Raw genomic sequence first — 13,436 nt, 5'->3', positions numbered from 1 at the left:
GTTCAGGCGACCTGCTGCAGACGGATCATGTTGCCCGCCGGGTCGCGGAACGCGCAGTCGCGGATCCCGTAGGGCTGGTCGATCGGCTCCTGCACGACGTCCGCGCCGCGCGCCTCGATCTCAGCGAACGCCGCATCCACGTTCTCCGTGGCGAGCACCACGCCGCCGAAGCTGCCCTTCGCCATGAGCTCCAGGATCGTGCGTCGCTCGTCGTCGTTGATGCCGGGGTCCACGGCGGGAGGCGTGAGCACGATCGAGGTGTCGGGCTGATTCGCCGGTCCTACGGTGAGCCAGCGCATCTGCTGATAGCCGACGTCCTTGCGCAGTTCCCAGCCGAGCACGTCGCGGTAGAAGCGCAGCGACTCCTCGGCGTCGGTGTGCGGGAGGAAGCTGGCGTTGATCATGATGTCCATGCCGCTCACGCTACGCCGGAGGATCCTGCGGGGCTTCTCGATTCCTGATCGGTCTGGTCGCCTGCTTCTCTATCCATGACGGGATCCCCGGTCCCAGACCGGGATCCGCGCGGTAGCGACTCGGCGAGACGCCGACGAGCTCGGAGAATCGGGTGCTGAACGTGCCCAGCGACTGGAACCCGACGGCGAAGCACGCCTCCGTCACCGACACGTCGCCGCGGCGCAGCAGGGCCATGGCCCGCTCGATCCTGCGCGTCATCAGATACGAGTACGGCGGCTCGCCGTAGACCAGCTTGAACTGCCTGCTCAGGTGCCCCGCCGACATGTGCACCCCTGCCGCGAGGGCCTCGACGTCGAGCGGTTGCGCGTACTCCCGGTCGATGCGGTCGCGCACCTTCCGCAGGGCCGCGAGATCGCGCAGGCGATCGTCGTCAGCGGCCGGATTCATCTCACGATCCTCGCACGAGGGGGCCAAGGGACACGGAATCCCCAGATCCGGGCACTCTCACAGGTGCCGCTGTACAGTGAGGGCATCCCCAATTCCCAGGGATTACTCAGAAAGGGTCATCCTCATGTCCGAAGCAGTTTCCGAAGCGAAGAGCCTCGTGAAGTCGCTCCGAGTCTTCCTCGCCGTCTCGGGCGTCATCGCCCTCATCGCAGGCATCGTCATGCTGGTGTGGCCGGTCAAGACCGCGTTCGTCCTCACCGGCATCATCGCCGCCTATCTGATCGTCGCCGGTGTCGTCTACATCGGGCTCGGCATCTTCAGCGCCGGCAAGTCCGGCTGGGCCCGGATCGGTCACATCGTGCTCGGTCTCCTGTACATCGTCGCGGGCGTCATCGCGTTCACGAACATCCAGACCGCCGCGATCGCCTTCGCCCTCGTCACGGTGATCTTCATCGGCGTGAGCTGGATCTTCGACGGCGTCATCTCTCTGACGCTCATGGGCACGGACGGGTCGAAGACCTGGACCCTGCTCTACGCCCTGCTCAGCATCATCGCCGGCATCGCGGTGATCAGCCTCGGACTGGCCGCCGTGCCGTTCTTCTGGCTGTTCCTGGCGATCTCGCTCGTGGTGCTCGGCATCGCGCAGATCGTGCGCGCGATCACCATCGGCAAGGACGCGAAGGCCGTAGCCGCGGCCGCGGGAGTCTGATCCCTCGGATCCACGCGAAAGCGGCCCGGAGCCTCTGAGGCTCCGGGCCGCTTTCGGCGTCTTCGACGCCTATTCGGCGACGAACCCGCTGACGTCGCCGATCAGCCGCGTGTGGTCGGCCGGGACCGGCTCGACGGCGGCCTGCGCGACCTCGGCGGCGAACTCCGCAACGTTGTACAGACGTCCCGCCGACTCGCGCCGCTGGGAGATCGCGCCGGGATTGGCCCGTTCCAGCAGTGTGGCGGTGATGGTCCCCTCGATCATGTCGCCCGAGACGACGACGAACTCGACGCCCTGCGCCTCGACCGCCGGGATCAGCTCGCGCAGCGCGTCCTCGCCCGCGCGCTTGGAGAGCGCCACCGGCTCGTACTCGGGCATGGTCGGCGTGGTGCGGATGAAGTGCGCCTGGTGGCTCGTCACGAAGACGATGCGCCCGCCCTCGCGCAGCAGCGGCAGTGCGGTCTCCAGCACGTTGACCTGCGCATCGCGGTTGAGGCGCAGCGCGTAGTCCTCGCCCATGTTCGCCTCCATGCCGCCGGAGGCGTTCAGGACCAGCACGTCCAGTCCGCCGAACTCCGCCTTGACCGCGTCGAACATCTCGGCGACCGACGCCGGGTCGGTCAGATCGGCACCGACCACCAGAGCGCGGCGGCCGAGCGCTCGCACCTCGCCCGCGAGCTTCTCCGCGCGGGGTGCCTTGTTGCGGAAGTTGATGACGACGTCCGCCCCGGCCTCAGCGAAGTACCGGATCGTGTCGGCGCCGATGCCACGGGAGGATCCGGTGACGAGGGCGACCTTGCCGGTCAGCGAATCGGCGGGAAGGGTCTGAGACACGAGGACTCCTCGAGAGGGTGCGCACGCGGCGCGCGGGTGGGACCAGAACACCCTACCAATCCGCGTGATTCCGCGGCGAGTGACGCGGTGAGGGCACGCTGACCGCGTGATAGGTTGGCAAAAAGAAGGGGCGGTATGGACACGATCCTGCAGATGTTCCAGGACTCGGCGTGGATCGGCTGGCTGGTCCTCATGGTCTTGTTCTTCGTCATCGAGATCTTCACGCTCGACATGACCTTCCTCATGCTCGGGCTCGGCTCCGCGGTGGGCCTGCTCTCGACGCTCACGGGATGGCCGGTCTGGGTGCAGGTGATCATCGCCGCCCTCGCGTCCGTGCTGCTCATCTTCGTCCTGCGACCGCCGCTGCTGCGCCGTCTTCATCGCGGCGAGGACCAGACCCGCTCGAACGTCGACGCACTGATCGGACTGCACGGTACCGTGCTGCTCGAGGTCACGTCGCTCACCGGGCAGGTCAAGCTGAGCAACGGCGAAACCTGGACCGCCCGTCTCGCCTCGGAGGCTCCCGTCATCGCGCCCCTCTCCCCCGGCGCCCCGGTGACGGTGGAGCGGATCGAAGGCGCCACCGCATACGTCCGTTCCGCCCACGTCTAGGAGAAACAGGAGCAGCCCTTCATGGACAGTGCGTCCTTCATCCCCACCGCCATCGGATGGATCCTGGCGATCGCCGTCATCATCTTCGTGCTGGTGACCATCGCCCGATCGGTCAGGATCATCCCCCAGGCCACCGCCGGGGTCGTCGAGCGGCTCGGCAGGTACCACAAGACCCTGATGCCGGGCCTGAACCTGCTCGTGCCGTTCATCGACCGTCTGCGCCCCCTCATCGACATGCGCGAGCAGGTCGTCTCGTTCCCGCCGCAGCCCGTGATCACCGAGGACAACCTGGTGGTGTCGATCGACACGGTCGTGTACTTCCAGGTGACCGACGCCCGCGCCGCGACCTACGAGATCGCCAACTACCTCGGCGCAGTCGAGCAGCTGACGACCACCACACTGCGCAACGTGGTCGGCGGTCTGAACCTCGAGGAAGCGCTGACCAGCCGCGACAACATCAACGGCCAGCTGCGCATCGTTCTCGACGAGGCGACCGGCAAGTGGGGCATCCGGGTCGGGCGCGTCGAGCTGAAGGCCATCGACCCGCCCGTCTCCATCCAGGACTCGATGGAGAAGCAGATGCGCGCCGAGCGCGACCGTCGCGCGGCGATCCTCACCGCGGAGGGCACCAAGCAGTCGCAGATCCTGGAGGCCGAAGGTCAGCGGCAGGCGGACATCCTCCGCGCCGAGGGCGAGAAGCAGGCCGCCGTGCTGCGCGCCGAGGGCGAGGCGGAGGCGATCCAGAACGTCTTCAACGCCATCCACCAGGGCCAGCCCGACGACAAGCTGCTCGCGTACCAGTACCTGCAGATGCTGCCGAAGATCAGCGAGAGCGCATCCAGCAAGCTGTGGATCATCCCGAGCGAGTTCACGGAAGCGCTGAAGAACTTCGGCGGCGCGTTCACGCCGGGTTCCGGCGGATCCACGCCCTTCACCCCGAACGCCCCCGTGGCGCCGGCCGTCCCGACCACGCGCGCGGCGGCTTCCCCTGCCGTGGCTCCCGCACCCGCCTCAGACGGCGCCGCGTGACCCACCCGTACTTCCAGGGCGCCTCGGCGCCGCGAGTCCTCGCTCACCGCGGTCTGGTGGGCGAGGACTCGTCCGTGTTCGACAACTCCGCCCTCGCCCTCGCCGCCGCCGACGCCGCCGGTGCGGAGTACGTGGAGACCGACTGCCGGGCCACCGCCGACGGTGACGCCGTGCTGTTCCACGACGAGACGCTGCAACGTCTGCTCGGAGATCCCCGTCCCGTGGCCGAGGTCCCGACGGCCGAGCTCGTCAAGCTGTTCGCCGCCCACGGCGGCCTGCTCACGCTCGCCGACGCCCTCGAGTCCTTCCCTCTGCTGCGGTTCAACGTCGATGTGAAGTCGCGTGCAGCTGCAGGGGACGTGGGGCGCGCAGTCGCCGCCCACGGGCACCGGGTCCTCCTCACCAGCTTCGACGACCGCAATCGCCGGGCCGCGCTGGAAGCCGCCGCGGAGGCCGGTGCCGATGTGCTGCCGGCGTCCTCGGGAGGGCGGACCGCGATCGCGCTGCTCCTCCTCGCATCCGCGCTGCGTCTGCGCGGGGTGGCCCGTCGGGTCCTGCGGGGACTGGACGCCGTGCAGATCCCCGAGCGGTTCGGCGCGCTGCGCGTGTTCACCCCGGCACTCGTCCGCGCCGCGCACGACGCCGGGGTCGAGGTGCACGTGTGGACCGTGAACGACCCCGAGCGCATGCGGACGCTGGTGTCCGCCGGCGCCGACGGCATCGTCACGGACCGCGCGGACGTGGCGATCAGGACCCTCTCCCCGCGCTGAGATCCAGTCCCACGGTTCTGCGGATCCGGTCCCATCTCTCGCGCCGTGCGCTCCTGGGCTGGGTATCGACTGTGAAAGCGTTCATGGTTTGCCCCCTTCGCACCTTCTGCACAGCCCGGGCCGATATACCTGAGGGCGACGAGAGGACCACACAATGGCAGATCGCAGCCTTCGAGGAATCCGACTCGGCGCCCAGAGCCTTCAGAGCGAAGAGGGCGTCGTCTTCATGGAACGCCAGCAGACCGCATACTCCTGCGACTCCTGCGGCCACGTGACCACCCTGATGTTCGCGGCCGACGCAGAGCCGCCGGCAACCTGGGAGTGCCGCACGTGCGGCGCCGATGCCCGACTTCAGATCGACGGCAAGTCCGTCGAGATCGCGGAGGACGGCGACAAGAGCGGACGCACGCACTGGGACATGCTTCTGGAGCGCCGCACCCGTGCGGAGCTGGAGGAGCTCCTGGAGGAGCGCCTCGCGTTCATCCGCGCGCGTCGCGGTGCCGGCGAGGACCCGACCCGCGAGAGGATCGGCGCCTAAGCCACCCACCGGCCCCGTCGTATGCGGGCGAGCACGCCCGCCACGACGACCAGGAGCAACCCGCCCCACAGCAGGATCTGCTCCAGCCAGGGCCCGATGACAACACCCGCGGTCGCCCCGGTGTGCAGCTCGACATCCTCGAGCAGCGCACCGGGGCGATCCTCGTTCAGCGAGGCCTGCGTCGAGCCGTCTGCGCGGATCACCTGACTGGTTCCGACCGTGGAGATGTTCACGACCGCCCGCCCGGTCTCGACGGCACGCATGCGCGCGATCCCGAGCTGCTGCAGATTCTCCACCGTGCCGCGGAAGTCGGCGTTGTTGGTCTGGAAGACGAGGACCTGCGCGCCGGAGTCGATCCCCTGCGCGATCAGTTCGTCATAGATCACGTCGAAGCAGATCGCAAGCCCCACGGGGGTGTCTCCGACGCGGACGACCGGCGCATCCGTACCCGGCGTGTATTCGCGTCCGATCAGGCCGATGAGATCCGGCACGATCGCGTTGAAGAACGCCCGATCGGGCACATACTCCCCGAACGGCACCGGGTGGCGCTTGGCGTGGGTCTGCACATCGTCCCTCGCCAGTGAACGGTGGTTGTCGGCCGGCCACAGGAACGAGGTGTTGTAGAACAGATCGCCCTTCTGCGTGGCCGCGTTCGCGAGGATCGGTGCGTGCACGCGCGCAGAGATCTCATCGAGCGCATCGGCGAGCACAGGGTACTGGAACGGGTCCCCATCGAGGCCGCCTTCCGGCCAGACCAGGAGATCCATGCGCTTGCCGAACAGGGGCTCCGTCGCCGCCGTCTGCGCATTCAGCACGGCGAGCGGTTCCCGTTCGTCGAAGTACCCGGTCGGACCGTTGCCCTGCACCGCGCCGATGCGCATCGTGCCGTTCGCCGACGTCGGGAAGGCCGGCAGGAAGGCGAGCAGCGCGACGAGCGCTGCGGGCATCACGAGCGCCGCCGCGCGCGGGCGCCGTCCCCTGCGTGCGACCTCGACCAGGAGCGCGACGAGGAGCACCATGAGGAAGCCGAGCCCGCTGATCCCGATCCAGCTCGTCACCCGCGCCGCCGCCGTGTCGGACATCGTGTAGGCGATGCGCGCCCACGGGAATCCGCCGTACGGCCAGTTCCCGAGGAACAGTTCGCGGCCGATCCACAGCGCAGCCACCACCGCGGACACCGCGCCGGCGCGGAGCAGACCCGGACGGACGAGGACGGGGATCCATCGATATGCGAGCGTCACCGGAACCAGAGCGACCGCTGTCAGAGCCGCCTCGAGGAGACCGAGCGCGAGCCACGGAACGGGACCGAGATAGCGCGCCGTCCACGAGACGAGGACCAGGTAGAACACCGCCCCGTACACGAAGCCGACCAGCAGGGCGGACCAGGTGCGGCGGCCGATCAGTGCGACCAGCAGGAGCGCCACGGCGGGGAAGGCCGCGATCCAGATCGAGAGTGCGGGAAACGCCAGGTTGAGGAGTCCGCCGGCCGCCGCCGCGGCGAGCAGCGCCGCCCAGAGCGGGAGCACAGGGCGGGGTGCGGGGGCTGCGGCGCGTGCCTCGGGTGGCGTGATGGTGCGGGTGGTCACGGTCACATCGACGAGTAGGCGACGATGCCACGGCGGACACCGTCGAGTGCGGTACGGGCGGTGCGCGCCGTGTCGGCGTTCGGCGCGACGATGGAGAGCTGGTCCAGCAAGTCGATGGTCTGCTTCGCCCAGCGCACGAAGTCGCCCGCCGCCATGTCCGCGTCTTCCAGGACGGCGTCGAGGGACATCCCGCGCGCCCAGGCGTGCATCGCCCCGGCGAGTCCGGCGGAGGGGCGATCGGATCCGGGCAGCCGGTTGTCGTGCTCGAGGTCGTCGAGTTCCGCCCAGAGTTCCTGCGTGCGCTCCCAGGCGATGCGGAAGCGACCCCGCGGCAGATCCCGGGGGTCGATCGATCCGTCGTCGCGCCGCGGCTCGTAGACGAGGGCGCAGGCCATCGCCGCGAGAGACGGCGCGTCCAGCCCGTCCCACAATCCGCGCCGAAGCGACTCCGCGACGAGCAGGTCGCGCTCCCCGTAGATGCGCTGCATGGTGCGCCCCGCGTCGGTGAGGGTCAGCTGATCCCCGCTCCCCTGCACGTAGCCGACCTCGGTGAGCACATCGAGAACCCGGTCGAAGACACGGGCGACGGTGCCCGTGCGGGTCTCGATCTGCCGACGGGTGCGGTCTGTCTCCCGCTTGAGCTTCCAGTACCGCTCGGCCCACCGCGCATGCTGTTCGCGATCCGGGCAGCGGTGGCAGGCATGACGCTGCATCGCGCGGCGGAGCGACTCGATCTGACGCAGCCGCTTCTCGCGCACCGCGCGCGGGGCCTGCTGATCGGCACGGTTCTTCTTCTCCAGATCGCTGAGCTCCCGCCGGATCCCCGAGTACTCGGTGAAGTCGCCCCGGTCGCAGGTCATCGATCCGAGATAGCCTTCGAGCGACGCCTCGGCCTCGCGAACGGTGCGCGCGAGCCCCACGACGGCGCGATCCGCCTGGAACTGGGCGAACGACGACTCGAGGACCTCCCGGGAGCGGTTGCGCCCGAACCGGTCCAGCAGGTTCACCGCCATGTTGTACGTCGGCCGGAAGCTGGAGTTCAGCGGGTAAGTGCGTCGGGAGGCGAGCGCGGCGACGGCCTGCGGATCCATGCCCTCGGTCCACTGCACGACGGCGTGTCCCTCGACATCGATGCCGCGGCGGCCCGCACGACCGGTCAACTGGGTGTACTCCCCCGACGTGATCGCGACGCGCGCCTCGCCGTTGAACTTCTCCATGCGCTCGAGCACGACGGTGCGCGCCGGCATGTTGATCCCCAAGGCGAGCGTCTCGGTCGCGAAGACGACCTTGAGCAGACGCTGCTGGAAGAGCTCCTCGACGATCTCCTTGAACGCGGGGAGCAATCCCGCATGGTGGGCGGCGACACCGCGTTCGAGATTGTCCAGCCAGTCCCAGTAGCCGAGCACGGCGAGGTCTTCATCGCGCAGCGTGCGCACCCGGTCCTCGACGATCGCGCGGATCTCCTTGCGCTCCTCGGCCGTGGTCAGCCGCAGCCCGGAGCGGCGGACCTGCTGCACCGCGGAGTCGCAGCCGACGCGGCTGAAGATGAAGAAGATCGCGGGCAGCAGGTTCGCACGGTCGAGCAGATCCACGACCTGAGGGCGGTCCAGCCGCTCGATGCGACGCACATTCGCGGAGCGGACCGGGCGCTTTCCGCCGCGTTGCGGGCGCCGTCCCTGCGCTCCCGCATGGCGTGCGCTGCGGAACTGCTGCGCATCGCGGTTGCGCTCGTAGTTCGCACCGCCGAACGAACGGATCCGCAGCAGCTCCTGGTTGACCTGCGCCGTGGCGATGCCGGCGCGGTCGTCGAAGAGCGGGAGCAGGTCGTCCCGCACGAGCACGTGCTGCTCGAGCGGGACCGGACGGGTCTCGGACACGATGACCTCGGTGCCGCCGCGGACCGTGTCCAGCCAGTCGCCGAACTCCTCGGCGTTCGACACCGTCGCGCTGAGCGCCACGATCCGCACGCTCCGCGGCAAGTGGATGATGACCTCTTCCCAAACCGCGCCGCGGAAGCGATCGGCGAGGTAGTGCACCTCGTCCATGATCACGTAGCGGAGATCGTCGAGGGCACGGGAGTCCGCGTAGATCATGTTTCGCAGCACCTCGGTGGTCATCACCACGATGCGCGCGGAGCCGTTGATGTTGACGTCTCCGGTGAGCAGCCCGACCTGGTCCGCCCCGTACACGTCGACCAGTTCACGGAACTTCTGGTTCGACAGCGCCTTCATCGGCGTCGTGTAGAACGCCTTGTCCGACGGGGTCGACATCGCCTGGTGGATCGCGAACTCGCCGACGATCGTCTTGCCGGCGCCGGTCGGCGCCGCCACGAGCACACTGCTGCCGCGCTCCAGGGCGTGGCAGCCTTCGATCTGGAACGGGTCCAGCTGGAAGCGCTGCATCGCCGCGAAGGCGGTCGTGGCGGGGTGGTCCTGAGCGGCGCGGGCGGCGGCGTAGCGATCCGCCGGCGACGTCATGCCGTGGACTCCTCGAGGAACTCCTGCTGACGCTTGTGCTTGCGCCTGTCGAAGAGCAACGACAGGGACGCCGCCGCGAAGTACAGCACGATCAGGATGCCGGCGAGCATCAGCATGCTGACAACGTCGGCGGCGGGGGTCGCCAGGGCCGCGAACAGGCACGCGATCAGGATCGCGATCCGCCAGGCCTTGAGGATCGCCCGCCCTGACATGATGCCGGCGAAATTCAACGCGACGAGAAATACCGGGATGATGAACGAGATCCCGATCACGAGCATCAGCTTGAAGACGAAGTCGTAGTAGTCCTGCGCGTTGTAGAGGTTGGCCGCGCCCTTCGGCGTGAAGCCCCACATGAGTTCGACGATGTGCGGCATGACGAGCACGCCCACATAGCAGCCGGCGAAGAACAGCGGCACGGCGGAGGCGACGAAACCGACCGTGTAGCGGATCTCCTTCTTCGTCAGGCCGGGCATGATGAACGCCCAGATCTGCCACAGCCAGACCGGCGCCGACAGGAAGATGCCGATCGAGAACGCGATCCTCATCCGCATGTCGAATGCGGCAGTCACCGTTCCGAAGTTCAGCGCAGCGAAGTTGTCACCACGTTCCTTCGCAACCTGACGGATCGGTTCGGTGACGAAGCTGATGATCGGGTCCGTCACGAGGAACGCGACGATCATCCCGACGAGGAGAGCGGCGGCTGCGATGACCAGCCGCTTCCTCAGCTCGACGAGGTGCCCCGCGAGGGGCATGGTTTTGTCGCGACGCGGCTTCCGCCCCTTCGTCGCCGGTGACGCGTCGGTCACGCCCGTCAGCGCTGGGTACCGGCGTCGTGCGGCGGGTTGACGGCGGTGGTGTCGGCCGTGTTCTGCACGGGAGTCGGCAGAGCCGTCGTGGCGGGCGCCTGCGTGGATGCGGCGGCGTCGGTCGCGGAGGCCGCGGCATCCTCGTCCTTCATGGCCTTCATCTCACCCTTGAAGACGCGGGCCGACTGCCCCATGCTCTTCGCGAGCGCGGGAAGCTTGGCCGCGCCGAACAACAGCAGGATGACGGCGAGGATGATGACCAGATGCCATCCGTTGAGTCCGGCGAACATGATGATCTCCCTTGATGGATCGGGTGTTGCGCACAGTCTACCGTGACTGCGAGGTGGTTTGTTCGGAGTACAGCGCAAGTGCTGCGGCAGCCCATTCCCGAGCGGCGCAACGCGCCGATGCGGGTTCGAGGATCTCCACCGCGCCGCCGAAACGAGCGGCCAGCCGTTTGAGGCTGAGCGGATCCCCTACATGAAGCGTAGCGGTCATGGAGGCGCCCTGGACGCCGGCATCGGCGCGGCGCAGATAGTCGCGCAGGAGCGGTGCGAGGCGCTCCGGGAAGCGGATCACCGCCTCGTCGCTCTCCCCGTCGCCGGCGAACAGCTCGGGCACGGGCTCGTCGCCGTGCGTGATCGCGATGTCGGTGAGTCGCGGCTCGCTGACACGGTCCAGGTGGAATGTGCGCATCGCGCGGCGCAGGTGGCACCAGCCCTGCAGGTACCACTGCCCGTTCGTGATGAGCACCGTGACCGGGTCGACCGTGCGCGTCGTCGGTGCCGCGTCCGGCGCACGGTAGGTGAACGACACCGCGACGTGCTCGTTCAGAGCGGTCGCGACGACCGTGCGGACCTCGTCGACCGGCCCCGGCGCGACGATGACGTCCGCGGGCAGCCCTGCGGCACCCCGCGAGAGCTTCGTGATGAGAGTCTGCACCACGGTGGAGTCCGCGACACCCGGCACCGCCGAGGCGAGCTGCAGGCCGGCGACCAGCGCGGCGGCCTCGCGAGCGGTGAACTTCGGCACGCGTCGCAGGCCCACGTCGTTGGTGATCTCGATGATGCCCTGCTCGTCCAGCAGGTCCCAGTTGATGTCGAACAGCTCCTGCGGCGCCTGCCAGTAGCCCTCGTCCCCGGGCAGCCCGATCACCGTGAGTTTCTCGACCATGGCCCGCATCTGCGCCTCGGTCATGTCGAACTCCGCCGCGGCCTCGGCCAGCGACACCTCGCCGCGCTCGAGCAGATACGGAACGAGCGTGAGGTAGGCGCGGACGCGGTCCGAGCTCAGCAGAGGTCTGCGCTGCGCCATCATGAACGCTCCTTCAGGTCTGCATGCGCCGCGACCGCCGCACGCAGACGCACGATCACGGCATCGCGGAGCACGGCGGGCTCCACGACGCGCACCTCCGGCCCGTACGAGGCCAGTTCATCCGCGAAGATGTGCAGATCCACGTAGCGCACGCGGATGCCCTGCACGGCCGGCTCAGCGCGCCGGCCGAGACGCAGCGCCGCCTCCGTGCCGGGGGTGACCTCCAGCAGGGCGGAGTGCGCGGCGGCGACGGCTTCCAGGCTCGCGAGCGCCCGCTCCCCGGCGCCCTCCCGCAGCTCGGCGGGGAAGGCATCGTTCGTGACCGTCACGTCTCCCACGATGCGGGTGAGGAGGAACATGCGGTCGCCCTCGGCGTCCACGTCGCGGCCGAACACATGCCAGCGCGCCTCGTACTCCACCAGGGCGAGCGGCTGCACACGGCGCCGACGAGGCGCCTGCTCCCCCGGCTTCAGGTACTCGAAGGCGACGCCGACGCTGCGCTCGATCGCGCCCTGCAGCGGGGCGAAGGCCGCATCGCGCGCGGTGATGCGCGGTGCGAAGCCGATGATCGGCTCATCCACATCGATCCCCAGAGCTCGGATCTTGCGCACTCCGGCCTGGGCATCGGCGGACAGCGACTCCTCGCTCCAGACGCTTCCGGCCAGGCGGAGCACGGCGAGCTCGGCCGGGGTGAACTCGATGTCGACGGGCAGGTCGTATTCCGCTTTCGGAATGCGGTAGCGCGCCTCACGCAGATCATTCGGATCGGCGTGGTCGCCCAGCGTCTCGATCGGGATGCCCAGCGCGCGCAGCTCCTCCTTGTCGCGCTCGAACATCTTGTCCAGTGCGTCCGCCTTGCCCTCCGCACGCTGGCGGTAACCCGAGACGGACGCGAGGATCTGCTGCTTGGTCAGCCCGATCTCCGTGGCCATGAGCGCCACGACGAGATTCGTCAGACGCTCCTCCGCGGGGATCCGTTCCGCCATCTACTGGCCCGTCGTGGAGGAGTTGTCGATGCCGAGGATGTCGACGACGATCGCCTGGGTGCCGTTGCCGTCGCTGCCCGTGCCCGTGCTCGCGTCGGCCGGCGGAATGATCAGGAGCACCTGGGATCCGACGGTCTGCCCCTCGATGCCGGCGGCACCGGAGATCACCGCGGACTGGGAGTCCCACGTGCTGTTGACGACCTTGCGGGTGTCCCAGTCCACACTGGTGAACTGCACGCGGACTCCGTCGGTCTTCTTCACCTTGGGCCCGTCGCCGTGGATGAGGGTCTGGACGACCTGCTTGGTGGGCTTCTTGGCGTCAGGGATGATGATGCCAGGGCGTCCGTCGGGCGCGCGGACGACGGTGGGCAGGCCCAGGGCGTCGTTGTACTCCAGCGAGCCCTCTGCATGCGGCAGGAACACCGTGCGCACGTCGAGCACCGCGACAGCCGCGTCCTCCGCGGCGGTGCCCGCGGGGAAGCCGACGAGCAGACGCGACCCCGCGGTCGCGCACTGGAGCGCGTCGCCGAGCGGCTTCGCCTGGGACGCCAGGCTGTTCACGTCCGAGGCCGCCGTCGTCTTGTCGAAACCGGTCGCGCCGATCTTCTGCCCGGTCCGCGCGTCGTACAGCGCGATGTCCACGACGATCGGCTGGTTCTTCGCGGTGATGGGAGCGCCCGTCCCGACGATGAGGTCGTCGACGCTCGCCTTCTGCACCTTGGTGGGTGACGCGATGGTGACGGTCGGCTCGGCGCCGAAGTCGCCCTTCACCGTCACGGAGTCGGTGAGGCCGGACGATTTCGGCTGCGTCGGGCAGGCCTGTCCGGCGAAGGACGGACCTGCGGAGCAGCCGGCCAACGCGAGGGCGGCCAGGCCGAGGGTGATCAGAGCAGCGGCAGTCTTACGCACGCGCT

15 protein-coding genes are annotated in these 13,436 nt (G+C 68.8%); 5 read left to right on the top strand and 10 right to left on the bottom strand.

The window, feature by feature from the left end; translation table 11 throughout:
* Positions 1 to 2 precede the first annotated feature (2 nt).
* On the bottom strand, positions 3 to 413 hold the full coding sequence (locus LXM50_RS02150; RefSeq protein ID WP_233309455.1) for a VOC family protein: 411 nt from the start codon (positions 411 to 413) through the stop codon (positions 3 to 5).
* A gap of 10 nt (positions 414 to 423) precedes the next feature.
* Positions 424 to 861, bottom strand: coding sequence for a helix-turn-helix transcriptional regulator (locus LXM50_RS02145; protein WP_233309454.1), 438 nt, complete (start codon positions 859 to 861; stop codon positions 424 to 426).
* Positions 862 to 985: 124 nt separating this feature from the next.
* Here LXM50_RS02145 and LXM50_RS02140 point away from each other — a divergent pair, with 124 nt between their 5' ends.
* Positions 986 to 1,570, top strand: coding sequence for an HdeD family acid-resistance protein (locus LXM50_RS02140; protein ID WP_233309453.1), 585 nt, complete (start codon positions 986 to 988; stop codon positions 1,568 to 1,570).
* Between the two features lie 69 nt (positions 1,571 to 1,639).
* On the opposite strand, the gene LXM50_RS02135 is transcribed toward LXM50_RS02140, so the two are convergent.
* Complete coding sequence (locus LXM50_RS02135; protein WP_233309452.1) at positions 1,640 to 2,404, bottom strand: SDR family oxidoreductase; 765 nt, start codon at positions 2,402 to 2,404, stop codon at positions 1,640 to 1,642.
* A 135-nt stretch (positions 2,405 to 2,539) separates the two neighbouring features.
* Between LXM50_RS02135 and LXM50_RS02130 the strand changes: the two genes are divergently transcribed.
* The 4 genes from LXM50_RS02130 (at position 2,540) to LXM50_RS02115 (ending at position 5,353) form a co-directional block, all read left to right on the top strand.
* A complete protein-coding gene (locus tag LXM50_RS02130) occupies positions 2,540 to 3,016 on the top strand; it encodes an NfeD family protein (protein WP_233309451.1) in 477 nt (158 codons plus the stop codon).
* 21 nt (positions 3,017 to 3,037) lie between these two features.
* Positions 3,038 to 4,045, top strand: coding sequence for an SPFH domain-containing protein (locus LXM50_RS02125; protein ID WP_233309450.1), 1,008 nt, complete (start codon positions 3,038 to 3,040; stop codon positions 4,043 to 4,045).
* On the top strand, positions 4,042 to 4,815 hold the full coding sequence (locus tag LXM50_RS02120) for a glycerophosphodiester phosphodiesterase family protein (protein WP_233309449.1): 774 nt from the start codon (positions 4,042 to 4,044) through the stop codon (positions 4,813 to 4,815). The genes LXM50_RS02125 and LXM50_RS02120 overlap by 4 nt, the downstream gene beginning before the upstream one ends.
* Before the next feature lie 154 nt (positions 4,816 to 4,969).
* Positions 4,970 to 5,353 carry an RNA polymerase-binding protein RbpA gene (locus LXM50_RS02115; protein ID WP_233309448.1) on the top strand — a complete coding sequence of 128 codons (384 nt, stop codon included), beginning with the start codon at positions 4,970 to 4,972 and terminating at the stop codon, positions 5,351 to 5,353.
* Here the strand turns inward: LXM50_RS02115 and lnt are convergent.
* From lnt to LXM50_RS02080, 7 genes are read right to left on the bottom strand one after another with little or no spacing between them, the layout of a single operon-like run.
* Entirely contained in the window at positions 5,350 to 6,939 is a 1,590-nt protein-coding gene (gene lnt / locus LXM50_RS02110) for an apolipoprotein N-acyltransferase (RefSeq protein ID WP_233309447.1), read from the bottom strand. The genes LXM50_RS02115 and lnt overlap by 4 nt on opposite strands.
* A gap of 2 nt (positions 6,940 to 6,941) precedes the next feature.
* On the bottom strand, positions 6,942 to 9,416 hold the full coding sequence (locus LXM50_RS02105) for an RNA helicase (protein WP_233309446.1): 2,475 nt from the start codon (positions 9,414 to 9,416) through the stop codon (positions 6,942 to 6,944).
* Positions 9,413 to 10,168, bottom strand: a complete 756-nt coding sequence (tatC, locus tag LXM50_RS02100) for a twin-arginine translocase subunit TatC (RefSeq protein WP_233309445.1) — start codon at positions 10,166 to 10,168, stop codon at positions 9,413 to 9,415. The genes LXM50_RS02105 and tatC overlap by 4 nt, the downstream gene beginning before the upstream one ends.
* A gap of 59 nt (positions 10,169 to 10,227) precedes the next feature.
* A complete protein-coding gene (gene tatA / locus LXM50_RS02095) occupies positions 10,228 to 10,512 on the bottom strand; it encodes a Sec-independent protein translocase subunit TatA (protein WP_233309444.1) in 285 nt (94 codons plus the stop codon).
* Between the two features lie 37 nt (positions 10,513 to 10,549).
* On the bottom strand, positions 10,550 to 11,536 hold the full coding sequence (locus LXM50_RS02090) for a WYL domain-containing protein (protein ID WP_308192501.1): 987 nt from the start codon (positions 11,534 to 11,536) through the stop codon (positions 10,550 to 10,552).
* Positions 11,536 to 12,522: a YafY family protein gene (locus LXM50_RS02085; RefSeq protein WP_233309442.1), complete on the bottom strand. Its 987-nt coding sequence runs from the start codon at positions 12,520 to 12,522 to the stop codon at positions 11,536 to 11,538. The genes LXM50_RS02090 and LXM50_RS02085 overlap by 1 nt, the downstream gene beginning before the upstream one ends.
* Entirely contained in the window at positions 12,523 to 13,431 is a 909-nt protein-coding gene (locus LXM50_RS02080; protein ID WP_233309441.1) for an FKBP-type peptidyl-prolyl cis-trans isomerase, read from the bottom strand.
* Between the last annotated feature and the right edge of the window lie 5 nt (positions 13,432 to 13,436).

This window comes from Microbacterium sp. Au-Mic1, assembly GCF_021341785.1.
Classification (GTDB): domain Bacteria; phylum Actinomycetota; class Actinomycetes; order Actinomycetales; family Microbacteriaceae; genus Microbacterium.
The sequence above is the reverse complement of the archived record's forward strand: the minus strand, read 5'-3'. Positions and strand labels throughout refer to the sequence as shown.

Bases quoted from the DNA above. Each gene is read 5' to 3' on its own strand.
- LXM50_RS02140 (WP_233309453.1), top strand. From the start codon at position 986: ATGTCCGAAGCAGTTTCCGAAGCGAAGAGCCTCGTGAAGTCGCTCCGA.
- LXM50_RS02125 (WP_233309450.1), top strand. From the start codon at position 3,038: ATGGACAGTGCGTCCTTCATCCCCACCGCCATCGGATGGATCCTGGCG.
- LXM50_RS02145 (WP_233309454.1), bottom strand. From the start codon at position 861: ATGAATCCGGCCGCTGACGACGATCGCCTGCGCGATCTCGCGGCCCTG.
- LXM50_RS02150 (WP_233309455.1), bottom strand. From the start codon at position 413: ATGGACATCATGATCAACGCCAGCTTCCTCCCGCACACCGACGCCGAG.
- LXM50_RS02085 (WP_233309442.1), bottom strand. From the start codon at position 12,522: ATGGCGGAACGGATCCCCGCGGAGGAGCGTCTGACGAATCTCGTCGTG.
- LXM50_RS02090 (WP_308192501.1), bottom strand. From the start codon at position 11,536: ATGGCGCAGCGCAGACCTCTGCTGAGCTCGGACCGCGTCCGCGCCTAC.
- tatA (WP_233309444.1), bottom strand. From the start codon at position 10,512: ATGTTCGCCGGACTCAACGGATGGCATCTGGTCATCATCCTCGCCGTC.
- LXM50_RS02115 (WP_233309448.1), top strand. From the start codon at position 4,970: ATGGCAGATCGCAGCCTTCGAGGAATCCGACTCGGCGCCCAGAGCCTT.
- LXM50_RS02130 (WP_233309451.1), top strand. From the start codon at position 2,540: ATGGACACGATCCTGCAGATGTTCCAGGACTCGGCGTGGATCGGCTGG.
- tatC (WP_233309445.1), bottom strand. From the start codon at position 10,168: ATGCCCCTCGCGGGGCACCTCGTCGAGCTGAGGAAGCGGCTGGTCATC.
- LXM50_RS02105 (WP_233309446.1), bottom strand. From the start codon at position 9,416: ATGACGTCGCCGGCGGATCGCTACGCCGCCGCCCGCGCCGCTCAGGAC.